The organism is Bradyrhizobium sp. 197 (genome assembly GCF_023073375.1).
In the GTDB taxonomy this organism is placed as follows: Bacteria; Pseudomonadota; Alphaproteobacteria; order Rhizobiales; family Xanthobacteraceae; genus Bradyrhizobium.
In genome coordinates, this window is the sequence record NZ_JADPJJ010000191.1 from 111,501 (window position 1) to 137,984 (window position 26,484).

A 26,484-nucleotide genomic window follows, 5' to 3' on the forward strand; every position below is an offset into this window, starting at 1 on the left:
GAAACATGGATCAGAAGCCGACCATATCGCCGGATCAGAGCCGGACGGCCACCAAAGGGCGTCGGCCTTTCAGGGGTGTCGGCCGCGACGTGCTGGTCGCCTCGATCTGCGGCGGCGTGGTCGCGCTGATGGTCGGCGCCTCCTACGCGGCGGTGCCGTTCTACAATTGGTTCTGCCGTGCCACCGGCTTCAACGGCACGACCCAGGTCGCGACCTCGGCGCCTGCGAGCGGTCCGATCGCACGGAAGATCGCGGTGCGCTTCGATTCCAACGTCGCGCCCGGCCTGCCCTGGAAGTTCGAGCCGGAGCAGAGCGAGATCGAGGTCAATATCGGTCAGGTCGTGACAGTCTTTTACACGGTGACCAACCAGGCCGCGCGGACCACCGCAGGCCAGGCCGCCTACAATGTCGCGCCGCTGACGGTCGGATCCTATTTCCAGAAGATCAACTGCTTCTGCTTCACCGAGCAGACCATGGCGCCCGGCGAGAAGCGCGAGATGCCGGTCGTGTTCTACGTCGACCCGTCGATCGCGGACGACCACGACAACGACGGGCTGAACACGATCACGCTGTCCTACACGTTCTATCCGGTGCGCGATCCGGTAGTGAAGCCGGTCGCCTCTGGCGAGGGCGACAAACGCAAGGGAAATCTCTGATCGCCGGGCTCACGCTCAGGGGATTGGAACAAGGGGATAAGTGCCGGACAGGCACGGGATTGAGGAGCGAGACCGCAAATGGCAACGGCGCACACCAAGCATCACGACTACCATCTGGTCGATCCCTCGCCGTGGCCGGTCGTCGGCTCGATCTCGGCCTTCATCATGGCGGTCGGTGCGATCGCCTGGATGCACCACATGTTCTCGGCGGCGCCGATCATCTTCGGCGTCGGCACCGTCGGCGTGCTCTACACCATGGCGAGCTGGTGGGGCGACGTGATCAAGGAAGCCCAGTACAAGGGCGACCACACCCGCGTGGTGCAGCTGCATCACCGCTACGGAATGATCCTGTTCATCGCCTCCGAGGTGATGTTCTTCGTCGCCTGGTTCTGGGCCTATTTCAACGCAGCGCTGTTCCCGGCCGACGCCGTCCACGCCACGCGCGATGCGATATTCGGCTGCGGTCTCGGTACCGCGGCCGGCGCCTGCGCTGTGCCGGGCACCTGGCCGCCGCACGGCATCGAAACCTTCGACCCCTGGCATCTGCCGCTCCTGAACACGCTGATCCTGCTCACCTCCGGCACCACGGTGACCTGGGCCCATCACGCGCTGCTCGAGAACGACCGCCAGGGCCTGAAATACGGCCTGATCATCACCGTCGTGCTCGGCGCGCTCTTCACCTGCGTGCAGGCCTATGAGTACGGCCACGCGGCGTTCTCGTTCGCCGGCAACGTCTACGGCGCGACCTTCTTCATGGCGACCGGCTTCCACGGTTTCCACGTGCTGATCGGCACCATCTTCCTGCTGGTCTGCCTGTTCCGCGCCTATGCCGGCCACTTCACGCCGACGCAGCATCTCGGCTTCGAGTTTGCCGCCTGGTACTGGCACTTCGTCGACGTGGTCTGGCTGTTCCTGTTCCTCTGCATCTATGTGTGGGGACACGGCGCCGAGTCCATGGCCCACGGCGCGCACTGAGCAACCTTGGATTGATCAGAAAGGGCGGCCGTAGGGCCGCCCTTTCGCTTTCGACGCGCCGGAGGTTTCGGCAGAACTGTGATAGACTCCTTCATCATGAACGAAGCCTCCGATACGTCCAAGCCACAAGCCACTGTCCTGCAAAGCGCGCTGCGCGGGCTTGCCTGCAAATGCCCGCGCTGCGGCCAGGGCAAGCTCTATGCGGGCTTCCTGACGCTTGCGCCCGCCTGCGACCGTTGCGGCCTCGACTACGCCTTCATCGATTCCGGCGACGGCCCTGCGATCTTCATCATCATGCTGGCCGGCGCGATCGTGGTCGGCTGCGCGCTCGTCGTCGAGGTCAAGTATCAGCCGCCGTATTGGCTGCACGCGGTGCTGTGGCTGCCGCTGATCCTCGCGACCACGCTGCTGCCGTTGCGCGCGATGAAGTCGCTGCTGATCGCGCTGCAATTCCACCACAAGGCGGCGCCGGGCCGGCTGGTCGACCGCGCGAAATGAACGAGACCGCGCGCAAGCCACGCGTGGCCGGCTTTGCGCTGTTCACGCTTTTCCTGGCCGCGGTCTGCGTCGCGCTCGGCCTCTGGCAATTGCAGCGCCGCCTCGCCAAGCACGAGCTGATCACAGCACTCACCGAGCGTCTTGCGGAGGCACCGGTCGCGCTGCCGCCGCAAGCACGATGGGCCGCGCTAAGTCCCGCGCGCGATGAATTCCGCCGTGTCAGCTTTACCGCGACGTATGCGCCGTTGCCCGATGCGATGGTCTATTCGCCCGGGTCCGCCGTGCGCAAGGATGCCGCAAGCCCCGGTACCTGGGCGTTCCTGCCGGCGCGGCTGCCAAGCGGCGAAACCGTCGTGATCGATGCGGGCTTCGTCGAAAACACCATGCAGGATCGCAGCGTCGAGGATCGCGCGGTCAAGAAGCTCATCACGGGGCAGGTGGTCTCGTTTACCGGCTATCTTCGCTTTCCCGAGGCACCTGGCTGGCTGACCCCGGCGGAGAACCGCGACAAGCGGCTCTGGTTCGTGCGCGATCATGTGGCGATCGCGAGCACGCTGGGCTGGGGCGCGGTTGCGCCATTCTATATCGACCTCGAGCAGCCCGCACCCGAGAACGCCATTCCGCGGCCGGGGCCCCTCGACGTCCATCTCAAGGACGATCACCTGCAATACGCCATCACCTGGTTCACGCTCGCAGGCGCCGTGCTGATCGCCTTCGCCGTGTGGGCTAAAGGGCGGCGGCAGAGCTGAACTCCGTAGATACCTCTAGGGAACCCGGTATCGCCCGGGGTTTACCATTCAGCGCACATTCACGAGTGTAGTCCTAAGCCACCAGTGATTTTCCGCGGCAGACAGGATTGCGGCGTGAGCGATTTCGACCAGATGGGAATTGTCGTCGACTGGGTGGATGCCTGCAGGAAGGGCGATCTCGCGACGCTGCTCGACCTCTATGCGGACGACGGCCAGGTCGAATGCACGTGTAACGGCACGCAGCGCTATCGCGGCCGCAGCGAGCTCGAAGCCTATTGGCAGCCGCGGCTCAGCGCTTTCTCGTCGGCAGGTTTCGGGCTGGAGGAAATCCATCCTGCGCCCCACGGCGTCGATCTCGAATATTCCGTCGCCGGCGCGCTGCGCATCCGCGCCTCGTTTTGCTTCAGCCCGGACGGCAAGATACGCACCACGCTGTGCGAGCCGGCGCGACAGAACACGCACCTTGGCTGTGCGTGCTAATCGGTGACCGGTGCCTCGCCTGCCGGTTCGGCGGGAAGGCGGCAGCGCACATAGGTTCGTTCATCCGCGCGCAGCAGTGACAGCGATCCGCTGAGCGCGCGCACGCGCTCATGCATGCCGGTCAGGCCACGGCCGAACAAATCGCCTTCGGGAAAGCCGCCGCCGTCGTCGGAAATCTCGATGACGACCGTCTCGCCGGCGAAGGTCGCCTGCACATGGGCATTGCTGGCGCCGGCATGGCGCAGCACGTTGGTCAGCGCCTCCTGAATCACGCGATAGACGGTCTGAGCCCGCGGCCCGTCGATCCCGTTGAGATCCGGATCAATCGTGTCCGTCAGGCCGACACACGGGGCTTGCTTGCGAAAGTTCCGGAGCAGCGTCTGCACGCTGGTCTCCAGACCCAATTCCTCGATGTAGAGCGGTCGCAAGCGATCGAGGATGCGGCGGTTGGTCTGCTGGAGTGCCTCGACCGATTGCAACACCTCTTCCGCCGAATTGCCGAGATGTCCCGCCGTAGGCGAGGCCTCGACCAATGCGATCGTGCCGACGCGAATGCTGAACAGCAACGGGCCGAGTTCGTCGTGCAGTTCGCGCGCGAGATCGCGCCGCTCGTCGTCCTGGAGCGACACCAGGCGGTGCAGCAGGTCGCGATTGTCCTGGCTCAATTGCGCCAGCGTTGCGGCCAGCGCATTGGCCTCCTCGCAGCTTTGCCGGATTTCCGGCGGACCTCCGACCGGGATCGGCGTCGCGTAGTCGCCGCGCCGTATCCGCGTGAGGCCTTCGCCGAGATATTGCAGCGGGCGCAGGGCCGATCCGGCGAAAACATAGGCAATTGTGCCGGTGAGCACCATCAGCACGGCGACGAGGGTGGTCAGCGCGAGAAAGCCGATCCACTTCTCGAACAGATCGGCCGACAGGTCCGGCAGGAAGAGGAGATCGCCGACACGCTGGCCGCCGATCATCACCGGAGTTGCCGTGTCCATGTCCGGAATGGTGAGCAGGTCGACAAACCATTGCGGCACGCCATGCGGCTTGCGCAGACCGTCCTTCGCTGAAGATGCGGGACCCGCGTCCACAGCACGGAATTGGATATCAGAGGAGATGTCCAGAGAATGGACAAAGGCGTCGAGGGTCTGCCGCGGAGTGTTCGAGGTGCGCAGGGTGTTGTTGAGCGCGACGGCAACCGTCTGGGTCAAACGCCGCCTTGGCTCGTTCTCGTCGGCCAGTTGCCCGGCCGCGAAGGTTTGAAGCAGCACGCCGCCCATGATCAGCGCGGCGAGGAAGCTCGTGCCGAGCGGCAGGAACAGTTGGGTTCTGAACGAGAGGCGTTGCCACATTAGGTCAATTCTAACGCGCATCGGCCGGATTTGCTCTTTCCATTTGTTCCCGGGGGTCTATGAGTCGAAAAGCAAGAGAGCTGCGATGCAAGATTCCACTAAGCCGGCAACCCGAGTCCTGATCGTTGACGACCATCCCGTGGTGCTGTCCGGTTGCCGCACCCTGTTCGCCTCCGACCATTCGATCCGGATCGAAGAGGCGGCCGACGCCAAATCCGGGCATCGCGCCTATGTCAGCAAGCGGCCCGACGTCACCGTGATCGACATCAGCCTGCCGGATGTCTCCGGCTTCGAACTGATGCGGCGCATTCGCAAGGACGATCCGGACGCCAAGATCATCATGTTCAGCATGAATGACGATCCGGCCTTCGTGGTGCGGGCGGTCGAGCTTGGGGCGCAGGGCTATGTCTCCAAGGGCGACGATCCCCGGATCCTGCTCAAGGCGGTGCGCAAGGTGGTCGCGGGCGACAATTTCATCTCGCCGCAGCTCGCGGAAGCCGTGACGTTTTCCGGCGCGGCTATCAAGGCCAACCCGGCCTCGCAGATGACGCCGCGGGAGCTCGAGATTCTTCGCCTGCTGGGGCGAGGCGACAAGATCGTGGAGGTCGCCGAGGCGCTCGGCATTTCTTACAAGACCGTGGCCAACACCACGTCCCTGCTCAAGCAGAAACTCGGTGCCAAGAACCATTCCGATCTGATCCGGATCGCGGTGGAAATCGGGATGAGCTGACACGCCCAGAGCGCCGAACCGGCTGCTCCAGGATGCTGCCGGTTCGGCGGGGCGGAGCGGTCTCGGCGCTGAGCCGGGCAATGCATGGATAGCGCCGATACCATCCGCCGACACAATGGACCGAGCCGGCAGTTCGTTCCGGCACTGTCCGGTCATTCGGGAAATAATGGCAATGCGCGCCAAGAAATCGCTCGCGAGCATTTGTCGACGCCGAGGCATTGCCGGGAAAAATAGGAACATCTTCTCTCACGCGCCGTTTTGGCTCTTGACGATGTCGTGACAGGCGACGAAAGCTTGCGCGAACAGTTTTAGCGGGTCAGCGACCCCAAGAGGCAAACTGGTCTGCACACATCAACGACAGACCTTCCAGGAGAGGGCTGCGGCATTGCCGCAGCCCTTTTTATTGGGCAGCCCTTTTTCGTTGGATCGGCAGGGACGCGAAGCGGTTTCCCGATGCCGTAAAACACTTTATGGTGGCCCAAAGCCTCTGGCTGTTAACAAGTAGTTTCGTAAAATCAAAGGCTTGCGGATCGAGCTCAGGCTCGGCCGGCCTTTGGAGGGCAGTTTGACTCGTTATATCTCGACCCGGGGCGAGGCCCCCGAACTCGGCTTCTGCGACGTGATGCTGACCGGGCTTGCCCGCGACGGCGGCCTGTATGTGCCGGCCGTCTGGCCGCAACTCTCGACTGAGGCCATCGCCGGCTTCTTCGGTCGTCCCTATTGGGAGGTCGCCGTCGAGGTGATCCGGCCCTTTGTTGGCGGCGAGATCTCGGATGCCGAACTCGGCCGCATGGCGAACGAGGCCTACGCCACCTTCCGCCATCCCGCGGTGGTGCCGCTGCGCCAGATGGCGGCGCACCAGTTCGTGCTGGAGCTGTTCCACGGTCCGACGCTCGCCTTCAAGGACGTGGCGATGCAGCTGATCTCGCGGCTGATGGACCATGTGCTTGCCAAGCGCGGCCAGCGCACCACCATCGTGGTCGCGACCTCCGGCGACACCGGCGGTGCTGCGGTCGACGCGTTCGCGGGGCTCGAGAATGTCGATCTCATCGTGCTGTTTCCGCACGGCCGCATTTCCGAGGTGCAGCGGCGGATGATGACCTCGACAGGCGCGGCCAATGTCCACGCGCTCGCCATCGATGGCAATTTCGACGATTGCCAGGCGCTCGTGAAGGGGATGTTCAACAACCATCGCTTCCGCGATGCGACCTCGCTGTCCGGCGTCAATTCCATCAATTGGGCGCGCATCGTCTCCCAGGTGGTCTACTATTTCACCTCCGCCATTGCCGCCGGCGCGCCGGCGCGCGCGGTGGACTTCGTCGTGCCGACCGGCAATTTCGGCGACATCTTTGCCGGCTATGTCGCCAAGCGCATGGGTCTTCCGGTGCGGACTCTAGGCATCGCCGCCAACGTCAACGACATCCTGGCGCGCACGCTGAAGACCGGGATCTACGAGGTGCGCGAGGTGCACGCGACCGCGTCGCCGTCGATGGACATCCAGATCTCCTCGAATTTCGAGCGGCTGCTGTTCGAGGCTGGCGGGCGCGATGCCGCCGGCGTGCGCCGGCTGATGGATTCGCTGAAGCAGTCGGGGCGCTTCGTGCTGCCCGATGCGACGCTGGCCGCGATCCGCGCGGAATTCGACGCGGGCCGCGCCGACGAGACCGAGACCGCGGCCGCGATCCGCGCCGCCTGGCGCGAGGCGGGCGAACTGGTCGATCCCCACACCGCGGTCGCGCTCGCGGTCGCCGACCGCGACACCACCGACACGACGGTTCCCAGCATCGTGCTGTCCACCGCCCATCCGGCCAAATTCCCCGACGCGGTCGAGGCGGCCTGCGGCCAGCGGCCGCAACTGCCGGCCTGGCTCGACGGTCTGATGACCAAATCCGAACACATGAAGGTGATGAAGAACGACCAGGCCGAGGTCGAGCGGTTCGTGCTGTCGGTCAGCCGCGCCGCGAAACAGGGAGTTGCCGGATGAGCGTCGAGATTTCCAAGCTTGCGTCCGGCCTGACCGTCGTCACCGACAAGATGCCGCATCTCGAAACGGCGGCGCTCGGCGTCTGGGCCGGGGTCGGCGGGCGCGACGAGAAGCCCAACGAGCACGGCATCTCGCATCTTCTCGAACACATGGCGTTCAAGGGCACGACGAAACGCTCCTCGCGCGAGATCGTGGAGGAGATCGAGGCGGTCGGCGGCGATCTCAATGCCGGCACCTCGACCGAGACCACGTCCTATTACGCGCGGGTGCTGAAGGCCGACGTGCCGCTCGCACTCGACGTGCTCGCCGACATCCTCGCCAATCCCGCCTTCGAGCCCGACGAGCTCGAGCGCGAGAAGAACGTCATCGTGCAGGAGATCGGCGCGGCGCAGGACACGCCCGACGACGTGGTGTTCGAGCATCTCAACGAGCTCTGCTATCCCGACCAGCCGATGGGCCGTTCGCTACTCGGCACTGCGAAGACCTTGCGTGCCTTCAGCCGCGACTCGCTGCGCGACTATCTGTCGACGCATTATCGCGGGCCGGACATGGTGGTGGCGGCGGCCGGCGCGGTCGATCACAAGCAGGTGGTCGCCGAAGTCGAGCACCGCTTTGCCAGTTTTGAGGGGACGCCGGGTCCCAAGCCGCAATCCGCACAGTTCGGCAAGGGCGGCACCAAGGTGGTGCATCGCGAGCTCGAGCAGGCGCATCTGACGCTGGCGCTGGAAGGCGTGCCGCAGGGCGATCTGTCGCTGTTCTCGCTCCAGGTCTTCACCAACATCCTCGGCGGCGGGATGTCGTCGCGGCTGTTCCAGGAGGTCCGCGAGAAGCGCGGCCTCTGTTACTCGATCTACTCGTTCCACGCGCCCTATACCGACACCGGATTCTTCGGCCTCTACACCGGCACCGATCCGGCCGATGCGCCCGAGATGATGGAAGTCGTGGTCGACATCATGAACGATTCGGTGGAGACCCTGACCGAGGTCGAAATCGCGCGGGCCAAGGCGCAGATGAAGGCGGGCCTGCTGATGGCGCTGGAGAGCTGCTCGTCGCGCGCCGAGCAGCTCGCCCGCCATGTGCTGGCCTATGGCCGGCCCCAGACGGCCGAGGAGCTGGTGGCCCGGATCGACGCCGTCAGCGTCGAATCGACCCGGGATGCGGCGCGTGCGCTGCTGTCGCGCAGCCGCCCTGCGGTTGTCGCATTAGGCAGCGGCAGGGGTCTGGACACGGCGGTGTCTTTTGCGGAAGGATTGACCCGGGCACGCGCCAAAGCGCGGCTGCATTAGGAGCCGCGCACGGGCTGATCTGCCCCGGGAAGCATCACCATGGCCCTCTTTCGCCTGCCATCCAGTGGACCTGCCGCGCTCGCGCCGCGCGGCAACGGCCTGTTGCTACGCGCGCCGCAGATGTCGGACTTCTTGCAGTGGGCGCATTTGCGCGAGTCCAGCCGCGATTATCTGACGCCTTGGGAGCCGATCTGGCCGTCGGACGATCTCACCCGCTCCGGCTTCCGTCGCCGCCTGCGCCGCTATTCCGAGGACATCGCCGCGGACCGTTCCTATCCCTTTCTGATCTTCCGCGAGCTCGACGGCGCCATGCTCGGCGGCATCACGCTCGCCAATGTCCGGCGCGGCATCGTCCAGGCCGGCACCATCGGCTATTGGGTCGGGAAGCCCAACGCCCAGCGCGGCTACATGACGGCCGCGCTGCGGGTGCTGCTGCCGACGCTGTTCGGCGAACTCAATCTGCACCGGGTCGAGGCCGCCTGCATTCCGACCAATGCGCCGTCGATCCGGGTGCTGGAAAAGTGCGGCTTCTCCCGCGAGGGGCTGGCGCGCCGCTATCTCTGCATCAACGGGGTCTGGCAGGACCATTTGCTGTTCGGCCTGCTGCACGAGGATTTCCGCGGCTGAGGCCGTTCAGTCATGTGGCCAAAGTCTCCTTGTTTGCTGCCTTGTTGTGCTTGCCTTGGGTTCGCCGGTTTTGACGATATAACGGCGCAAGGCCGGCCGGCGATCGGCCGGGATGTTGTCGTGGAGTATGGGCGTTGATGGTGCAGAAGTTTCGGTCGTCGCGGAATACGTTGCGGCGGGGGACAGCGGTCGCGCTGGCGTTGTCGGTTGCGCTCGTCTCCGTCTCGCCGGTCGCGGCGCAATCGCTGACCGATCGATTCAAGGGTCTGTTCGGCGGCAAGTCCGACGAGCCGGCACAGCCCAAGCCTGCGCCTGCGCCAGGCCAGCCGGCGGCCGATGACGACGTCGATTGTCCGCAGGTTACGGTGCGCGCGGGGGCCTCGACCTACGCGGTTGGCGCCACCGGCAAGCCGGCCGTCGGCAATGAGATCCGCTTCCAGGCTACGATCACCAAGATGGCGCGTGAATGTACCCGGAACGGTGCCGATATCACGGCCCGGATCGGCATTCAGGGCCGCGTCATCGCCGGTCCCGCCGGTGCGCCTGCGACCGTCGAGGTGCCCTTGCGCATCGCCGTGGTGCAGGGCGGCGTCGGCGAGAAGGTGATCGCCTCGAAGGCCTACCGGACCACGGTCGAGATGTCGGAGGGCGGCAGCGTGCCCTTCACGTTCGTCGCCGAGGATCTGGCCTATCCGATGCCTTCGGCCAAGGCCGCCGATTCCTACATCTTCTATGTCGGCTTCGACCCGCAAGCGCTCTCGCCCGAGCCGAAGGCGCGGGGGAGGAAGAAGTAACCACGAAAACATAGTTGTCATGCCCGGCGAAGGCGGGGCATCCAGTACGCTGCGGCTTCTCGATTGATCAGGACTGTCTCTGGAATACTGGATCGCCCGCCTTCGCGGGCGATGACATCAGGTTTGCCGATGCAGTGCCCGACAAACGAAAAAGCCGGCACTCATCGCGCCGGCTTTCTGATTGGTGAAGCGAGACCCCTCAGTTCAGCTTCTGCCGAACCTCGGTGATGCCCTTGGCGAGCAGATCGTCGGCGACGTTGCCCTTGACCGACTGCGACAGGATCGTGGAGGCGGCCTGGACGGCGGCTTCCGCGGCTGCGGCGCGGACGTCGGCCACCGCCTGGGCCTCGGCGAGCGCGATCTTGCCTTCCGCGGTCTTGGTTCTGCGGGCGACGAAGTCTTCCATCTTCGCCTTGGCCTCGGTCGCGATGCGCTCGGCTTCGGACTTGGCGTTGGCGATGATGTCGGCAGCCTCGCGCTCGGCCGTCGCGGTGCGCGCCTTGTAGTCGGCGAGCACCTTGGCCGCCTCCTGCTTGAGGCGCGTCGCGTCGTCGAGCTCGGCCTTGATGCGGGCTGCGCGATGATCGAGCGTCGTCAGCAGGGTCTTGTGGATGCCGAGATAGGCAAACACGAGCATCAGGATGACGAAGGCGACGGCGACCCAAAATTCAGGTTCGAAGAACATATCGACTAACCCTTCAAGGACGCATCGACCGCGGCATTGACCGACGCGGCGTCGGGAACGACGCCGGTAAGCTGCTGCACGATCTGGCCGGCCGCATCGGCTGCGATGCCGCGGACGTTGCTCATGGCGGCGGTGCGGGTCGAGGCGATGGTCTTCTCGGCCCCGGCGAGCCTGGCCGTCAGCTGTTCTTCCAGCGTCTTGCGCTCGGCTTCCGCCTGCGCATTCGCCTTCTCGCGGGATTCGTTGCCGATCGCCTGTGCTCGCGTGCGCGCCGAGGCGAGCTCGCTTTCATAGGCCTTCAGCGCGGCGTCGGACTGGTCCTTCAGCTTCTGCGCTTCGGCGAGGTCACCCTCGATCTTGTTCTGACGCGCCTCGATCGCACCGCCGATACGCGGCAGAGCGAGCTTGGACACGATCACGTAAAGCAGGACGAAGAAGATCGCGAGCGACACCAGCTGTGAAGCGAAGCTGCTGCTCTCGAACGGCGGGAAGCCGCCACCGTGGTGACTACCGTCAGCCTCGGTGTGGGCGCCCGCCGCCGGACCTTTTGCGCCGCCATGACTTTCAGCCATGGAGTACTCCTGTTGCAGTCATGCGCGCCGCTTCGGTTGAAGCGGCGCGAAACACGTCCTCAGAGCGGAACGAACAGCAGCAGCAGCGCGATCAGCAGCGAGAAAATGCCGAGCGCTTCGGTCACGGCGAAGCCGAAGATCAAATTGCCGAACTGGCCCTGAGCAGCCGAAGGGTTGCGAACGGCTGCGGCGAGGTAGTTGCCGAAGATCACGCCGACGCCGACGCCCGCGCCGCCCATGCCGATGCATGCGATGCCCGCGCCGATAAGTTTTGCTGCTGCCGGATCCATTTTAGACTCCTTGGAAGAAAGATTGGGTTGTGGGTGGAAATTCCCCGGACCGCTCAGTGTCCCGGATGAATGGCGTCGTTGAGGTAGATGCAGGTCAGGATCGCAAACACATAGGCCTGCAGGAACGCGACCAGAATCTCGAGAGCGTACAGCGCGACCGTGAGCGCCAGCGGCAGCACGCCGCCGACCCAGCCGACGGCGCCGAGCGAGAAGCCGAGCATGGCGACGAAGCCCGCGAACACCTTCAGCGCGATGTGGCCGGCCAGCATGTTGGCGAAGAGACGGACACTGTGGGAGACCGGCCGCAGGAAGAACGACAGGATCTCGATGAACATGACCAGCGGCAGGATGTAGATAGGGACGCCCTGGGGAACGAAAATCTTGAAGAATTTCAGGCCGTTCTTGTAGAGGCCGTAGATCAGGACGGTGAAGAACACCAGCAGCGCGAGCGCTCCCGTCACGATCAGATGGCTCGCAATCGTGAAGGTATAGGGGATGATACCCACGAGGTTCGAGACGCAGAGGAACATGAACAGCGAGAAGATCAGCGGAAAGAACTTCATGCCTTCCGCGCCGGCAGTCGAACGGATGGTCGAGGCGACGAACTCGTAGGAGATCTCGGCGACCGACTGAAGGCGCCCGGGAACCAGTTGCGTGCCGCTGGCAAGCATCAGGATCGAGATGATCGCGACCGCCACCAGCATGTAGAGCGACGAATTGGTGAAGGCGATCGTGTGATTGCCGATATGGCCCAGGGTGAAGAGAGGCTCGATGTTGAACTGGTGGATCGGGTCGATTTTCATCAGCGCAGCATCTCTTGGTCTGCCGGGCAATGCCGGCGGGTCTCGGTCTGCCGGTCGGGCCGGCCCGTACCGGCGAAGCCGGCACGATCATTCCTCTCCTGGTGTGGACCGCTTAAGAACCACCGCGTCTGTTTTGACCCGCGCCTGCCGTCCTCACCACGTTCACCACGCCGGCCACGAAGCCCAGCAGCAGGAACACGATAAATCCGAAAGGCGACGTCGACAGCAAGCGGTCGAAACCCCAGCCAATCCCCGCTCCGACAACGACCCCGGCGACCAACTCGGAGGATAACCGGAAACCAAGCGCCATCGCCGAGGCTCTGGCCGCTCTGTCCTCACCGTCACCTGCGGGTTGCTCGGTCTTGACGTGGCGGCCGCGAAATTCGGACAACCGCTGATCAAGATTTCCGAGCCGTTCGGAAAGCGCAGCTTCCTCGGGCGATCTATCGCGATCTCCATTCTCGCCGTGTCCCGTGCCCTGTGTCATGCAACGAAGACCCGAAAACGCCGCGGCTGAATGGAAATTACGCCCGCCACCCTCAAAAGCCGCGCGGACCATACTGATGGGCCATAATCAAGTCAAGCCAAGTCACGATTGTGTCCATTCCGGTTATGTATCTGATTTATTTTACAATATTGGCGCGCGCGGCAGCGCTGCACACAGCGTGACGCCGCACCGCAGCAGCTCTCCGCATGATCGGCGGATGCCGTCGCCATTTCGCCCCGCTGCCGGGATCAAAGAGGGCACTGCCCTCGTTGATATCAGGGGCGCGTTTTGGGCGGCGGATCGCCTCGCGGGGGTGTAGAATTTGCGAGAGTGCCACCTTTCGCGTCGTGGCGGAGAGCGCGATGAGACCAGCGAATTCATCCACAACATCATGGCTTGCGGCCGCGGCGTTCGCCGCGGTGATGACCATCAGCGGAGGCTGCCTCGCCGCGCAATCCGCGCCCGACAGTGAAAACGGCCGCTACAGCATGACCCCCATCCCCGAGGGCGTGCTGCGGCTCGACACCCGCACCGGCACGGTATCGACCTGTACCCGGAGCGGCGCCGGTTGGGCCTGCTACGCGGTGCCCGACGAGCGGACCGCGCTCGACGCCGAGATCGGCCGGCTGCAGGCTGAAGTCGAGACGCTGAAGGGACGGCTCGCGGCGGGGCCGACCGTATCAGGCAAGATCGACGAGGCGCTGCCGAAATCCGATCCGTTCAAGAAGGCGGAGCCGAAGGCCGCCGAGGGTGACCGCAGGATCGAGATCCCGCTGCCGAGCGACCAGGACGTCGATCGCGTGATGTCGTTCCTGGAAAAGGCCTGGCGCCGGCTGATCGACATGGCCAACCGCGTGCAGAAGGACGTGTCGGGGAAGATTTGAGAGTTTGAATGGCATCTGAGAAACGCTTCGCACGCTCTGCGCCGTCGACTGTGCAAGTCACCGCCATCGCATCGTCGCTGCTGACCGTGCAGACGCCGGGCTGCGGCTTCACCGATATCACCGGCGAAGCTGCGAAATTCGTCGCCGAGGCGGGCGCGCGAGACGGCGCGTTGACATTGTTCATCCGTCACACCTCGGCGTCGCTGACGATCCAGGAGAACGCCGATCCCTCCGTGCTCGTCGATCTCACCACCGCGCTGTCCCAGCTCGCGCCGGAGAACGCCGGATGGACGCATGATACCGAGGGACCCGACGACATGCCGGCGCACGTGAAGACCATGCTGACGCAGACTTCGCTTCAGGTCCCGGTCCTGAACGGCAAGCTCATGCTCGGTACCTGGCAGGCGATCTATCTGATCGAGCACCGCAAGCGCCCGCACCGGCGCGAAATCGTGCTGCAATTCATCGGCGGCAATCAGTAGAGCCCAAAAGAAAACCGGCCGCGGAGCGATCCGCGGCCGGTTGGTGTTGATTTGGATCTGCCGCCGATCAGGTCGCCTTGATGTCGACGTCCTTGGTCTCGGGCAGGAAGAACAAGCCGATCACGACGGTAATCGATGCGAAGATGACCGGATACCAGAGGCCCGCATAGATATCGCCCGTCGAGGCCACGATGGCGAAGGCGGTCGCCGGCAAGAGGCCACCGAACCAGCCGTTGCCGATATGGTAGGGTAGCGACATCGAGGTGTAGCGGATGCGGGTCGGGAACAGTTCGACCAGCATCGCGGCGATCGGGCCGTACACCGTGGTGACGAAGAGCACCAGGACGAACAGCAGTCCGACAACCGCGGCTACCTGCGGACGGAAGATGTCGAACGGATGCGCCATCTTCACGATGCCCGTATCGCCGGCCTTCGGATACCCGGCTGCCTGCGCGGCGGCGAGGAGCGCCGGATTACCGTCCTTGGCGTTGGCGTAGGCAACTTCCTTGCCGTTGACCATCACCTTCACGCCGGAGCCGGCCGCACCTGGCGTGGTCGTGTACTTGACCGACGACTGCGACAGGTAGGCACGTGCGGTGTCGCAAGGCGAAGTGAAGACGCGGGTGCCGACCGGGTTGAACAGGTCGCCGCAACCTGCGGGATCCGCCACCACCTCGACCTTGACCGACTCGATCGCCTTTTCCAGCGCAGGATTGGCGTTGGTGGTGATCATCTTGAAGATCGGGAAGAAAGTGAGCGCCGCGATCAGACAGCCGCCGAGGATGATCGGCTTGCGGCCGATCTTGTCGGAGAGCATGCCGAACACGATGAAGAAGCCGGTGCCGAGCAGCAGCGACCAGGCGATCAGCAGGTTGGCGGTGTAGCCGTCGACCTTGAGGATCGATTGCAGGAAGAACAGCGCGTAGAACTGGCCGGTGTACCAGACCACGCCTTGGCCCATCACGCCGCCAAGCAGCGCCAGCAGCACGAGCTTGCCGTTCTGCCAGTTGCCGAAGGCTTCCGTCAGCGGGGCCTTCGAGCTCTTCCCCTCGTCCTTCATCTTCTGGAAGATCGGGGATTCGTTGAGACGAAGCCGGATCCAGACCGAGACGCCAAGCAGCAGCACAGAGACCAGGAACGGAATGCGCCAGCCCCACGCCGCGAACTCGGGTTCGCCGAGCGCGGAGCGCGTGAACAGGATCACCAGCAGCGACAGGAACAGGCCGAGCGTCGCCGTGGTCTGGATGAAGGAGGTGTAGTAGCCGCGCTTGCCGTTCGGAGCATGCTCCGCGACGTAGGTCGCCGCACCGCCATATTCACCGCCGAGCGCCAGGCCCTGGGCGAGGCGCAGCGCGATCAGGATGATCGGGGCCGCGATGCCGATGGTCGCCGCGTTGGGCAGCAGGCCGACGATGAAGGTCGACAGACCCATGATCAGGATAGTGACGAGGAAGGTGTATTTGCGGCCGACGATGTCGCCGATACGGCCGAACACGATCGCGCCGAACGGGCGCACCAGGAAGCCTGCCGCGAAGGCCAGCAGCGCGAAGATGTCGCGGGTTGCCGGGGGATAGGCCGAGAAGAACTGCGCGCCGATGATGCCGGCCAGCGACCCGTAAAGATAGAAGTCGTACCACTCGAAGACGGTACCGAGCGAGGAGGCGAGAATGACGAACCGTTCGTCTTTCGTCATCCCTCCCGCGCGTGCTTGAGACACAGCCATTGTCGACATGTTGAGTCGCTCCCCGAAAATCGTTTCCTCACGCCCTAGGTGTCCGGGCGGGCCGGATCAACCTAGGTCTTGCCCTCAAGGTAACATTGGCGTGAAACCCGCCCCAATACGACTTTCGGCCTTTCGCACTGACGCGCAGCTGACGGCGGATATCGGGCCGCCGCGTGCCTCCGGATTAACCCCTTTGCTTTAAAGGAATAATGCGCCCTTGCATGCCACGGCCGCTCAGGGAAGAATTAGGGTGCCGCGGCGTTGACTCGCCGCCCGGCGCGAACGACAGCAAGAGAACGATGAACGCTCCTTCCACCCATCTCGTCATTGCCGATGACCATCCGCTGTTCCGCGACGCGTTGCGGCAGGCGGTGGCGGGCGTCCTGACCTCGGCCAGGATCGACGAGGCCGGATCGTTCGAGGATCTGACCAAGCTTTTGGAACAGGCCTCTGACGTCGACCTGATCCTGCTCGACCTCTCGATGCCCGGGATCTCCGGCTTTTCCGGTCTGATTTATCTGCGCGCCCAATATCCGGCGATCCCGGTGGTCATTGTCTCGGCCTCCGACGACAGCGCCACGATCCGCCGCTCGCTCGATTTCGGCGCCTCGGGTTTCATCCCGAAGCGGTTCGGCGTCGAGACCCTGCGCGATGCCATCCTCAAGGTGATGGAGGGTGACGTCTGGGTTCCCGCCGACACCGACCTGTCGGCCGCCGCCGACCCGGACATGACGAAGCTGCGCGACCGTCTGGTGACGCTGACGCCGCAACAGGTGCGGGTCCTGATGATGCTGTCGGAGGGGCTGCTCAACAAGCAGATCGCCTATGAGCTCGGCGTCTCCGAGGCCACCATCAAGGCGCACGTCTCGGCCATCCTGCAAAAGCTCGGCGTCGAAAGCCGCACCCAAGCCGTCATCGCCGCCGCGAAGATCGCCGGCGGCCAGTGGAGGCAGGGCACCCCGACGGGGTGAGCCTGAGCGAGCTGCGCGGCCGCGTCTGTGTCGCCCCCCTGTCAATCCGCCAGCGCGAAAATATTCCACTTTACCGAAATTCGGTTTTGACGTATGTGTCGTCCATCCCGGCTCACCCTTGAGGGGCGACCATGTGTCGTGATGGTCGTAGAGCCGGGCTTGCGGTGGACGCGACAGCGTCGGGCGCGAAAGTGCGGGCAGGGCGGATTGCTCTCCGTGAGCCCGAGAGTTTCGCGCGCGATGAGCGGCGCTGTCAGGTTCGTCTCGTCATCAGGTCGGCGGCAACGTGCACAACGTCGTCGAAACCGGTGGCGACAAGCGAGCCGTGCGTACGGCAAAACCGTGTGGTCCTGGCCGTCGTTGCTACGGTCAAGCCTTTTGCGGATGCGGCATTCGCGTCAACCGGCGCGGTGTCCGCGACTTTCGTGAAGACGAGGGAGGCCAACAGGAACTCGGCTCCCGGGAGAGCACGGCATAAGCCGTAAAGCCACTGCGCAGGGAAGGCCGAGTGATTTGGCTACACCTGTATGCTGCTGTGCGGTTTCCTTGCGCTACCTTTCGCGCAGCGGACCGCGGGTGCCAGCCGGCACCCGGCCTTCCCTGCGCCCTCCTGGACCAGAGGGTGGAGCGACGAAGCAAAGCTCGGGCGAAATGCGCCGCGAGGACGCGAAGGCGTGTCTGCGAGTTCGAAGGCGTGTCTGCGAGTTCAATGTGCATTGGAGGATGGCGATGCCGCCCCTTGCTCGCAATGACGATGCGGTGCGCCCTATAATGTCTGCAGCAAAGCGTTGGCTATTTTGATATCCGCAGTCTCCGATCCCTCGACAAAACCTTCGAGCGCCGATTGAAGCAATCGTTTCGCTTCCTCGCGCCGGTCGCGTTCGGCAAGGAATCCGGCAAGATCGATCGCGGCCCGCAGCTCCCAGGCTTTGGCGCCTTTGCGACGACTCAATTCCAGTGATTGCACGAAGTGGGCTTCTGCCTGATCGGCAGCGGGCTGCGGGCGGGCCAGGAGAACCCTGCCCTTCATGCGCAGCAGCTCGGGCATGTACAGATGATCGCCGCTCTGATCGACGAGGCTGATCGCATCGTCGAGCAGGCGCGCACCTTGTTCGACTTGCTCGAGCGCCAGAAGACCGTTCACAAGCGCGATGTTGAACGTCGTGGTGAGCAGCTCGTAGCCGGCACCGTGGAGCTCGCGCAGGCACGCCTCGATCGTCTCGACGCCGCTAGCTGCGTCGCCGCGCCGGATCGCCAGCTCGCCTTTGACGCCGCGGCCGACCGCAACATAAGGGCCCATCGAGCGCGATTCGGCATGGGCGATGAAGCGGTCGATGTTCTCTTCCGCGCCATCGAGATCTCCGCTCCAGAGATCAATCGAGACCGCCCAGATCAACGCGATGCAGAGCGTGATCGGATGGTCCATCTGCGCGGCTTCGATGACCGTCTGCCGGGCCAGTTGCAACGCATCGGCGGGGCGGCCCTGCAACCAAAACTCTCGCGCGAGCGAGATGCCGGCCCGGTTGCGGTGATCGAAGCCATAGACGGTGCTGATCCGTTCCGTGCCCGGCCCGTGCCAAGCGGCCTTCAGCATGGTCAACGCGTCGCGATGCTCGCCGGCCAGATGCAAGGAGACACCCAGCAGCGAATGGGCGAGGGCGAGCGAGGCGGCTTCGCCGAGTGTCTCGGCGACCGTGAGGCTTTGCTGCGCATAGCCGAGCGCGGTGTCGAACTGTCCCATCCGCTCGTGGAAGATATGCACGCGGCCGAGCAGCTGGAGCTGGTTCGGCGCGTCGCCGCGGGCCTCGGCGATCGCAAGGCTCCGGCTCAAGGCGGCACGCGCCGCTTCGCTGCCGCCGCGCGTGAACATCAAGGTCAGTCCGAGCGCGGCCTGGATGTGCATTTCCTCGGCACTGCCACGCGAGGACGGATCGATTGCAAGCAGCGCCCGTTCAGACCAGCGCCGGCATTCGATCAGCAGCGACATGGCGAGAAAGATGGGAGCCGCCGCAGCAGCGAGTGTAACGCCGATGCCGGCATGGCCGTTCACGCCAAAACACCAGTCCAGCGCGGCGCGGACGTTGTGAAGCGCGGAGAAATGGATCGCGCGCTCGTCGGCGCTCGGCACCGTGGCCCATGTCCTACCGGCCTGCTCCAGCCATCGCCGGTAGTAGGTTGCGTGGCGGGCGGCGAGCGATGCGTCATCAGGCCCGACATCGCGCAGATAGGCGCGCGTCGTGTCGAGCAGACGATAGCGCATCATGGCGCCGATCGGCCGCGGCGCGACCATTGACTTGGCCACGAGGCCGTCGATGGCGTCGAACAGGCGGGAGCGGTCGACCCGTTGGTCCGGCACGATCTCCAGTGCGGCGTCGATGGTGAAGTGACCGGCGAAGACCGCGAGCCGGCGCAGCACCAGGCGCTCGATGTCGGACAGGAGCCCATAGCTCCAGGCCAGCGTCGCCTGCAATGTCTTCTGTCGTGGCGGCGCCGTGCGCTGGCCCTGCCAGAGCAGATTGAGGCGCTCGTCGAGCAGCGTCGCGGTCTGCTCCAGGCCGTAGGCTTCGACCCGGCCGGCGGCGAGTTCGATCGCCAGCGCCATGCCGTCGAGCTTGCGGCAGATGCCGGCGACGATTGCGGCGTTGGCATCGTCGAGCGCAATCTGCGCGCCGCCGGCCGTGGCACGTTCGAGGAAGAGCTGAAGCGCGGGATAGGTCTGCGCCGCGGCCGCCGTCAGTCCGGGATTGTCGGGCGGAACGGCAAGCGGGGCCAATCGATAGACCTGCTCGCCCTCGACGCGCAGCGCTTCGCGGCTCGTCGCCAGGATATGGATATGCGGTGCGGCGTGGAAGATCTCGGCGGCCAGCGGCGCTGCGGCTGCGACGACGTGTTCGCAATTGTCGAGGATCAGCAGCATCCGCTTGTCCCGGAGATGGGCGAGCAGCGCGGGCAGGGGATCGTCGGTTTGCGCCGGCAGGCCGAGCATCAGCAGGATCGAGGTGATCACGAGATCGGGATCGCTCAGTGCGGCAAGATCAACAAAGTGCGCGGCGTCGGAGAATGTTTCGAGCAGGTCGTGAGCGATCGCAACCGCAACGGCAGTCTTGCCGACGCCGCCCGGGCCGACAATCGTGACGAAGCGCGAGCCGATCAGCCTGTCGGAGACGGCGGCGACTTCATCGTCGCGCCCGACCATCCGTTGCAGCCGGTTCGGCAGTTTGACCGGCGGCAATTCCGTTCGCCGTGCGGCGCGCCGCTGTGCCGGGAGTTCCACCCGCGAGATCGGCGCTACGAAGCAATAGCCGCGGCCGGAGAGTGTGGCGATGTAGCGGGTGCCGTCCTTGCCGTCGCCAAGGACCTTGCGAAGCGCCGCGACGTGAAAGCGCAGATTGGCTTCCTCGACCGTGATGCCGGGCCACACCAGCGCCATCAGATCAAACTTGCTGACGACCTCGTTCGGCCGCGACATCAGCGCGATCAGCGTGTCGAAGGCCTTTGCACCGAGCGGCAGCGCGACGCCATCGCGCATCACGAGTCTTTCATGCGGCGTCACGGTGAATGGTCCAAACGACAGGGTTCCCGTTGCGGTGCCGGCCGGCTCGGTCATGGCGGAATCCTGATCCTTCGAATGAACCGGATAGCCAGATGATCGCGATCCGGCAAGGCCGTCCCTGCATCGGCATCAGACCGCGGATGCAGGCCTTGCGAGGGGTGCGAGCCGAGACCTCACAACTTCTCACAAGTCCAAACGGGTGTCCTGAGGCCGCCGCTGCTAGTCAGTTGTGCGACGGCAAGGAGACCTCGATGACCCAAGCGGCAAAATTGCTCTACACGGCCCGGACCCACACCAGCGGCGGGCGACAGGACGGCATGTCGCGCAGTTCCGACGGCCGCCTGGACGTCAAGCTGTCGCCGCCGGGCGGCGCGGGCAGCGGCACCAATCCCGAGCAATTGTTCGCGGCCGGCTGGTCGGCCTGCTTCGAGGGCGCGATGGAGATCGCGGCCCGCAAGCGGAAGATCCAGCTTCCAAGGAAATGCGCGATCGACGCGGAGATCGACCTCGTGCTGGAGGAGGGCGCCTATTCGCTCAGGGCACGCCTCGATGTCAGCCTTCCCGGTCTCGATCGCGAGATCGCGCGCGGCCTCATCGATGAGGCGCACCAGACCTGCCCCTATTCCAAGGCCGTTCGCGGCAACATCGACGTCACGGTCGCGCTGATCTGACGCACCAACACCAACCAACCATCAACAAGGTAGCAACATCATGAAACAGATCATTGACCAGCACCGGCGCCAGTTTTTCGGCGTCGCCGCGGGAACCGTCGCCGCCGGCCTTGGCGTGATCGGCCTCGCCCGCGCCGAATCGGAAGCGCCGCGCTCCTCCGCGACGAATGCGTCGTTCGGCGCGATCAAGCAGATCGATGCCGGCGTCCTCAACGTCGGCTACGCGGAGGCCGGTCCTGCGAACGGTCCCGTCGCGATCCTGCTGCACGGCTGGCCTTACGACATTCACGCCTTCGTCGATGTCGCGCCGATCCTGGCAAAGGCCGGCTATCGCGTCATCATCCCTTATCTGCGCGGTTACGGCTCGACGCACTTCCTCTCTGGCGAGACGCCCCGCAATGGCGAGCCCGCCGCCATGGCCGTCGACATCATTGCGCTGATGGACAAGCTCGACATCAAGAAGGCGGTCGTCGCCGGTTTCGACTGGGGCGCGCGCACCGCCGATATCATCGCCGCGCTGTGGCCGGAGCGTTGCCGCGCGCTGGTGTCGGTCAGCGGCTATCTGATCTCCAGCCAGGCCGCGGGCAACGCGCCGCTGCCGCCGTCGGCCGAGCTGCAATGGTGGTACCAGTTCTATTTCGCGACCGAGCGCGGCCGCGCCGGATACGAGAAGTACACGCATGATTTCGCAAAACTGATCTGGAAGCTCGCTTCGCCGCAGTGGAAGTTCGACGACGCCACCTTCGCCCGCAGCGCGGCGGCGCTGGACAACAAGGATCATGTCGCGATCACGATCCACAATTACCGCTGGCGGCTCGGGCTCGCCCAGGGCGAAGCGAAATACGAGCAACTCGAAAAGAAGATCGCGGCGGCTCCCGTCATTGATGTGCCGACGATCACAATGGAAGGCGATGCCAACGGCGCGCCGCATCCCGACGCGAGCGCCTATGCCAAGAGATTCTCCGGTCGGTACGACTATCGTCTGATCACCGGCGGCATCGGCCACAATCTGCCGCAGGAAGCTCCACAAGCCTTTGCCAAGGCCGTCATCGATGCCGACGGCGGCGCCTGAGGATTTTGCTCGACACTTCGGTCCAGCGTGGCTGGGCCGAGGCCTCACACGGGATCCCAGCTTGATAAAGCGTCATGACGATGAAATCTGAAAAGACCAAATTTCTGTCCTACACAACGATGATTGTGCTGGCTGCGCTCCTCCTCGTCGTTGTCCTGACATGCGTGCCGTATCTGGTCACGATCGCTTTCGCGGAGGAACCGGCGGATGCCTCGCCGATCTTCGGCATCACTGTCCCGCCCGGCTACAAGCAGTGGCAGCTGATCGCACCGGCCGAGGAGGCGGCTCCCTTGGACGAGCTGCGTGCCATCGTCGGCAACAAGACTGCGATCGATGCTTATCAAGACAACAAGCTTCCGTTCCCGGACGGCACCATTCTGGTCAAGCGCGCCTGGAAGCGGAAACAGTCGTCCGAATTTTCGTCCGCAACCATTCCCGGAGAGCCCACCACCGTCCAGGTGATGGTGAAGGATTCCAGAAAATATGCCTCGACCGGCGGCTGGGGTTTTGGCCGCTTCGTCAACGGCAAGCCGGTCGACGAGGCCCAGCATCGCACCTGCTTTGCCTGCCACGAAGCCCGCGTCAGGAGCCGCGATTACGTCTTCACGCGGCTCGCGCCGTGAGTGCGGCGTGTCACTCCGCCGCGACCATCTGCTGGGTGCGCCACTGGCCGAGCAGGGCGCGCAGCGATGCCGGCTTCACCGGCTTGTTGAGCACCGCGACCTTTTCCTCGCGCGCAGCCATTTGCACGGCGGGGCTGCGGTCGGCGGTGATCAGGATTGCGGGGATGCCGTCGCCGAAGCGGCGGCGGATGTCGCGGATCGCGGCGATGCCGTTGCCGCGGTCGAGATGATAATCGACCAGCAGGCCGGTGACGCGGCCGCCGGCACTTTCGATCGCGGCGATCGCGCCTTCGGGATCGGCGACCGCGATCACCTCGGCGTCCCACGCCTTCAGCAGCGTGCGCATGCCGTCGAGGATCGCCGCGTCGTTCTCGATGCAGACGATGAGCGCGCCCGAGATCGGCGCGCGCGCCAGCGGCGTCGCGCTCGTCACTGCGGCGGTGTGGGTGATCGCCTTCGCCGTCGGCACAGTTACGGAGAACACCGAACCGCCGCCGACATTGGAGTCGATGGCGATGCCGTGATTGAGCACCCGTGCCAACCGCTCGACGATCGACAGCCCGAGCCCGAGGCCGCGCGCGATCCGCGCGCCTTGCTCGAGGCGGTGGAACTCCTTGAAGATCTCGCTGCGCTTGACCGGCGGGATGCCGACGCCGGTGTCGTAGACGCAGATATTGAGCGAGGGGCCTTGGCGGCGGCAGCCGACCAGCACGCGGCCGCGCGGTGTGTATTTGATCGCGTTGGAGATCAGGTTCTGAAGCAGGCGCCGCAGCAGCAAGCGGTCAGACTCGACCGGCAGCGAGCAGGGCACGAAGGCGAGCTCCAAATTCTTGGCGCGTGCGATCGGCGCAAATTCGATCTCCAGCGAACGCATCAGATCGGCCATCTTGAAGCTCGAGATCGAGGTCGTCATCGCGCCGGCATCGAGCCGGGAGATGTCGAGCAGCGCGCCGAGGATCTCCTCGATCGCCTGCAGCGATTCGTCGATGTTCTCGACCAGCCGCGTCTCCTCGCCGCTGTGCTGGCGCTCGACCAGGCTCGTGACATAGAGCCGCGCCGCGTTCAGCGGTTGGAGAATGTCGTGGCTGGCGGCGGCAAGGAACCGCGTCTTGGAGATGCTGGCGTCTTCGGCCGCGCTCTTGGCCTGAGCCAGCTCGGAATTCAGCCGGGTCAGCTCCTCGGTACGGTCGCGCACCCGCTTTTCCAGCGTCGCATTGGCGCGCTCCAGCGCTGCGGCCGCCTCGAAGGTGGGGGTGACGTCGGTGAAGGTGATGACGAAGCCGCCGCCGGGCATGCGGTTGGTCAAAATCTCGATCACCATGTGGCGATCGGGCAGGCGCTCCAGATAAGGCTCGCCGTCGGTGGTGTAAGCTGCGAGCCGGCGTTCCAGCATGGCCTCGCGCTCGACCGGATCGTTCGGCTCGCTCACGCCCATGAATTCGAGGATTTCACGCAACGGCGTGCCGAACTGGATGAAATGCGGGGGAACGTTGAGGAGATCGCCGAACTGCCGGTTGGAACAGATCAATTGCAGATCGGCATCGAACACCGCGATGCCCTGGCGCACATGGTTGAGCGCGGTCTGGAGGATCTCGCGGTTGAAATGCAGCGCCGCATGGGAATCGTCGAGCAGCTTGAGCGCAGCCTTGGCGGAGACCGTCCGCTTGCGCAGCAGCAGCGACATCACGAGCCGCGAGGAGGCTGCTCCGATCGAGGAGGCGATCAGGTGCTCGGCGTGCTGCAACAGCTCGAAATCGGCGGGTGCCCCGTGCTCCAGCCGGACATTGCGCCGCGCGGAGAATGCCTCGAACGAATGCCGCGCGCGGTCCGGCCCGAGATATTGCGCCACCGTGGTCTGGATGTCCTGCACCGTGACCGTGGTGCGCCAGCGGCGGAAGTTCGGCGAGATCGGCGCCAGCGTGTTGGGCACGAACAGATCGGCCTGCACCAGCTCGATCGAAGACGGCCGGCGCGCCAGCGACAGCAGCACATAGGTGAGGATGTTGAGCGACAGCGACCAGATGACGCCGTGCATCAGTGGCGGCAGGTCGGCGCCGAACAGCGCCTGCGGCCGCAGCGCCTCGATCCCGAACGGTCCGTGCTGGAGCAGCAGGATGCCCGAAGTCGAGGAATCCATGAAGCTCGGGATGAACAGCGTGTAGAGCCACACCGCGAATCCGACCAGCATGCCGCCGATGGCGCCGCGCGCGGTCGCGCGCCGCCACAGCAGCCCGCCGAAGAAGCTTGGTGCAAGCTGGGCGATGGCGGCAAAAGACAGCAGGCCGATTGCCGCGAGCTGGGTGTTGCCGAGCGCGCGGTAGTAGAAGTAGGCCATCACCATGATGGCGAAGATCGCGAGCCGGCGCGAGCGCAACAGGAAGTCGCTGAAATCGGCGCCGCCGGTGCGTCCTTCCGGCCGTCGTTGCAGCACCAGCGGCATCACGAGGTCGTTCGAGACCATGATGGAGAGCGCGACGCATTCGACGATCACCATCGCGGTCGCCGCCGACAGGCCGCCGACGAAGACGGCGACGCTGAGCAGATTCGCGCCGCCTTCCATCGGCAGCGCCAGCACGTACATGTCAGGATCGGCGGTGCCGAACGGGAAGCTGATGAGGCCGGCGAGCGCGATCGGGATCACGAACAGATTGATGGCGACGAGGTAGAGCGGAAACAGCCAGCGCGCGCGGCCGACCTCGGCATCCGAGGAATTTTCCACCACGCTGACGTGGAACTGGCGCGGCAGCAGCATGATCGCGCACAGCGACAGCAGCGTCATGGTCAGGAAGTTGCCGATCGACGGCGAATAGTTGATGGCGCGCACCGCCTCCGGGGTCTTCATGGCGCGCTCGATCAGTTCGTGCGGCGAGAACATCCAGAACGTGACGAAGATGCCGGCGGTGAGGAAGGCGACCAGCTTGATGATGGATTCGGTTGCGACCGCCAGCATCAGGCCGTGCTGATGCTCGGTGGCGTCGGTCTGCCGCGTGCCGAACAGCACCGCGAAGGCCGCCATCGCCAGCGTCACCATCAGCGCCATGTCGCCGACGATGGGGATGTGAGAGAAGGCCTGGTCTTCGCCCAGGATGGTTTCGAGCGAGGAGGCGACCGCCTTGAGCTGGAGCGCGATATAGGGCACCGAGCCGATGATCGCGATCAGCGCGACGGTCGCCGCCACCGCCTGGCTCTTGCCATAGCGCGCGCCGATGAAGTCGGCGATCGAGGTGATGTTGTGGGCTTTCGCGAGCTGGATCACGCGGCGGAGTACGCCGGCTCCGAGCCCGATCATCAGGATCGGGCCGACATAGATCGCGAGGAAGTCGGTGGACGTGCGGGTGGCGAAGCCGACCGAGCCGAAGAAGGTCCAGGAGGTGCAGTAGATCGCCAGCGACAGCGGATAAATCAGCCCGGAGGCGCGGCCGCGCCCGGCCGGCGAGCGGCGGTCGCCATGGCTCGCCACCAGGAACAGAAAGCCGATATAGCCGAAGGCGGCGGCGATCACGCCCCAGTCGTGCAGCATGGCGAGCGTGCTTCTCCCTGGGCGCGCTGGCA

Annotated in this window: 25 protein-coding genes; 16 read left to right on the forward strand and 9 right to left on the reverse strand. The window is 64.9% G+C overall.

Annotation, left to right across the window (positions count from 1 at the left end; all coding sequences use genetic code 11):
- The first annotated feature begins 5 nt into the window (after positions 1 to 5).
- The 5 genes from IVB27_RS42230 to IVB27_RS42250 all read left to right on the forward strand — a co-directional run bounded on the left by IVB27_RS42230 (position 6) and on the right by IVB27_RS42250 (position 3,358).
- Positions 6 to 656 carry a cytochrome c oxidase assembly protein gene (locus IVB27_RS42230; RefSeq protein WP_247448406.1) on the forward strand — a complete coding sequence of 217 codons (651 nt, stop codon included), beginning with the start codon at positions 6 to 8 and terminating at the stop codon, positions 654 to 656.
- Positions 657 to 734: 78 nt separating this feature from the next.
- Entirely contained in the window at positions 735 to 1,631 is an 897-nt protein-coding gene (locus tag IVB27_RS42235; protein ID WP_247352351.1) for a cytochrome c oxidase subunit 3, read from the forward strand.
- A 96-nt stretch (positions 1,632 to 1,727) separates the two neighbouring features.
- On the forward strand, positions 1,728 to 2,129 hold the full coding sequence (locus IVB27_RS42240; protein ID WP_247352353.1) for a DUF983 domain-containing protein: 402 nt from the start codon (positions 1,728 to 1,730) through the stop codon (positions 2,127 to 2,129).
- On the forward strand, positions 2,126 to 2,878 hold the full coding sequence (locus IVB27_RS42245) for an SURF1 family protein (protein WP_247448407.1): 753 nt from the start codon (positions 2,126 to 2,128) through the stop codon (positions 2,876 to 2,878). The genes IVB27_RS42240 and IVB27_RS42245 overlap by 4 nt, the downstream gene beginning before the upstream one ends.
- A 114-nt stretch (positions 2,879 to 2,992) precedes the next feature.
- A complete protein-coding gene (locus IVB27_RS42250) occupies positions 2,993 to 3,358 on the forward strand; it encodes a nuclear transport factor 2 family protein (protein WP_247448408.1) in 366 nt (121 codons plus the stop codon).
- Here IVB27_RS42250 and IVB27_RS42255 read toward each other — a convergent pair.
- A complete protein-coding gene (locus IVB27_RS42255; RefSeq protein WP_247448409.1) occupies positions 3,355 to 4,695 on the reverse strand; it encodes an ATP-binding protein in 1,341 nt (446 codons plus the stop codon). The two genes, IVB27_RS42250 and IVB27_RS42255, sit on opposite strands and share 4 nt — an antisense overlap.
- A gap of 85 nt (positions 4,696 to 4,780) precedes the next feature.
- On the opposite strand from IVB27_RS42255, the gene IVB27_RS42260 reads away from it, so the two are divergent.
- The 5 genes from IVB27_RS42260 (at position 4,781) to IVB27_RS42280 (ending at position 10,116) form a co-directional block, all read left to right on the forward strand.
- The gene (locus tag IVB27_RS42260) at positions 4,781 to 5,425 is read left to right on the forward strand and encodes a response regulator transcription factor (protein ID WP_247352361.1); all 645 of its coding nucleotides are present in this window, start codon (positions 4,781 to 4,783) and stop codon (positions 5,423 to 5,425) included.
- 565 nt (positions 5,426 to 5,990) lie between these two features.
- On the forward strand, positions 5,991 to 7,409 hold the full coding sequence (gene thrC, locus IVB27_RS42265) for a threonine synthase (RefSeq protein WP_247448410.1): 1,419 nt from the start codon (positions 5,991 to 5,993) through the stop codon (positions 7,407 to 7,409).
- Positions 7,406 to 8,695, forward strand: coding sequence for a M16 family metallopeptidase (locus tag IVB27_RS42270; protein ID WP_247352364.1), 1,290 nt, complete (start codon positions 7,406 to 7,408; stop codon positions 8,693 to 8,695). Before thrC ends, IVB27_RS42270 begins: the two co-directional genes overlap by 4 nt.
- A gap of 39 nt (positions 8,696 to 8,734) precedes the next feature.
- A complete protein-coding gene (locus IVB27_RS42275) occupies positions 8,735 to 9,322 on the forward strand; it encodes a GNAT family N-acetyltransferase (RefSeq protein WP_247448411.1) in 588 nt (195 codons plus the stop codon).
- A gap of 137 nt (positions 9,323 to 9,459) precedes the next feature.
- Positions 9,460 to 10,116, forward strand: coding sequence for a hypothetical protein (locus IVB27_RS42280; RefSeq protein ID WP_247448412.1), 657 nt, complete (start codon positions 9,460 to 9,462; stop codon positions 10,114 to 10,116).
- A gap of 199 nt (positions 10,117 to 10,315) precedes the next feature.
- On the opposite strand, the gene IVB27_RS42285 is transcribed toward IVB27_RS42280, so the two are convergent.
- The 5 genes from IVB27_RS42285 to IVB27_RS42305 form a co-directional block, all read right to left on the reverse strand.
- Positions 10,316 to 10,801, reverse strand: coding sequence for a F0F1 ATP synthase subunit B family protein (locus tag IVB27_RS42285; RefSeq protein WP_247352370.1), 486 nt, complete (start codon positions 10,799 to 10,801; stop codon positions 10,316 to 10,318).
- A gap of 5 nt (positions 10,802 to 10,806) precedes the next feature.
- A complete protein-coding gene (locus tag IVB27_RS42290) occupies positions 10,807 to 11,373 on the reverse strand; it encodes a F0F1 ATP synthase subunit B family protein (RefSeq protein WP_247448413.1) in 567 nt (188 codons plus the stop codon).
- Positions 11,374 to 11,432: 59 nt separating this feature from the next.
- Positions 11,433 to 11,663 carry a F0F1 ATP synthase subunit C gene (locus tag IVB27_RS42295; protein WP_007599451.1) on the reverse strand — a complete coding sequence of 77 codons (231 nt, stop codon included), beginning with the start codon at positions 11,661 to 11,663 and terminating at the stop codon, positions 11,433 to 11,435.
- 53 nt (positions 11,664 to 11,716) lie between these two features.
- Positions 11,717 to 12,466 carry a F0F1 ATP synthase subunit A gene (locus tag IVB27_RS42300; protein ID WP_247448414.1) on the reverse strand — a complete coding sequence of 250 codons (750 nt, stop codon included), beginning with the start codon at positions 12,464 to 12,466 and terminating at the stop codon, positions 11,717 to 11,719.
- A 112-nt stretch (positions 12,467 to 12,578) separates the two neighbouring features.
- The gene (locus tag IVB27_RS42305; RefSeq protein WP_018459992.1) at positions 12,579 to 12,953 is read right to left on the reverse strand and encodes an AtpZ/AtpI family protein; all 375 of its coding nucleotides are present in this window, start codon (positions 12,951 to 12,953) and stop codon (positions 12,579 to 12,581) included.
- Between the two features lie 362 nt (positions 12,954 to 13,315).
- On the opposite strand from IVB27_RS42305, the gene IVB27_RS42310 reads away from it, so the two are divergent.
- Complete coding sequence (locus tag IVB27_RS42310; protein ID WP_247448415.1) at positions 13,316 to 13,837, forward strand: hypothetical protein; 522 nt, start codon at positions 13,316 to 13,318, stop codon at positions 13,835 to 13,837.
- An 8-nt stretch (positions 13,838 to 13,845) separates the two neighbouring features.
- Positions 13,846 to 14,319 (forward strand): secondary thiamine-phosphate synthase enzyme YjbQ, encoded by a 474-nt coding sequence (locus IVB27_RS42315; protein ID WP_247448416.1) that lies wholly within the window; start codon positions 13,846 to 13,848, stop codon positions 14,317 to 14,319.
- 67 nt (positions 14,320 to 14,386) lie between these two features.
- On the opposite strand, the gene IVB27_RS42320 is transcribed toward IVB27_RS42315, so the two are convergent.
- Positions 14,387 to 16,012 carry an MFS transporter gene (locus tag IVB27_RS42320; RefSeq protein ID WP_247448417.1) on the reverse strand — a complete coding sequence of 542 codons (1,626 nt, stop codon included), beginning with the start codon at positions 16,010 to 16,012 and terminating at the stop codon, positions 14,387 to 14,389.
- Positions 16,013 to 16,341: 329 nt separating this feature from the next.
- On the opposite strand from IVB27_RS42320, the gene IVB27_RS42325 reads away from it, so the two are divergent.
- Positions 16,342 to 17,013, forward strand: coding sequence for a response regulator (locus tag IVB27_RS42325; RefSeq protein WP_247352380.1), 672 nt, complete (start codon positions 16,342 to 16,344; stop codon positions 17,011 to 17,013).
- 766 nt (positions 17,014 to 17,779) lie between these two features.
- Here the strand turns inward: IVB27_RS42325 and IVB27_RS42330 are convergent.
- On the reverse strand, positions 17,780 to 20,620 hold the full coding sequence (locus tag IVB27_RS42330; protein WP_247448418.1) for an ATP-binding protein: 2,841 nt from the start codon (positions 20,618 to 20,620) through the stop codon (positions 17,780 to 17,782).
- Positions 20,621 to 20,817: 197 nt separating this feature from the next.
- Here IVB27_RS42330 and IVB27_RS42335 point away from each other — a divergent pair, with 197 nt between their 5' ends.
- The 3 genes from IVB27_RS42335 to IVB27_RS42345 all read left to right on the forward strand — a co-directional run bounded on the left by IVB27_RS42335 (position 20,818) and on the right by IVB27_RS42345 (position 22,932).
- Positions 20,818 to 21,237 carry an organic hydroperoxide resistance protein gene (locus tag IVB27_RS42335; protein WP_247344319.1) on the forward strand — a complete coding sequence of 140 codons (420 nt, stop codon included), beginning with the start codon at positions 20,818 to 20,820 and terminating at the stop codon, positions 21,235 to 21,237.
- Between the two features lie 40 nt (positions 21,238 to 21,277).
- Complete coding sequence (locus IVB27_RS42340) at positions 21,278 to 22,309, forward strand: alpha/beta fold hydrolase (RefSeq protein WP_247448419.1); 1,032 nt, start codon at positions 21,278 to 21,280, stop codon at positions 22,307 to 22,309.
- Between the two features lie 119 nt (positions 22,310 to 22,428).
- On the forward strand, positions 22,429 to 22,932 hold the full coding sequence (locus IVB27_RS42345) for a cytochrome P460 family protein (RefSeq protein ID WP_247448480.1): 504 nt from the start codon (positions 22,429 to 22,431) through the stop codon (positions 22,930 to 22,932).
- A 10-nt stretch (positions 22,933 to 22,942) separates the two neighbouring features.
- Here the strand turns inward: IVB27_RS42345 and IVB27_RS42350 are convergent, their stop codons facing one another.
- Positions 22,943 to 26,452, reverse strand: coding sequence for a PAS domain-containing hybrid sensor histidine kinase/response regulator (locus IVB27_RS42350; RefSeq protein ID WP_247448420.1), 3,510 nt, complete (start codon positions 26,450 to 26,452; stop codon positions 22,943 to 22,945).
- Between the last annotated feature and the right edge of the window lie 32 nt (positions 26,453 to 26,484).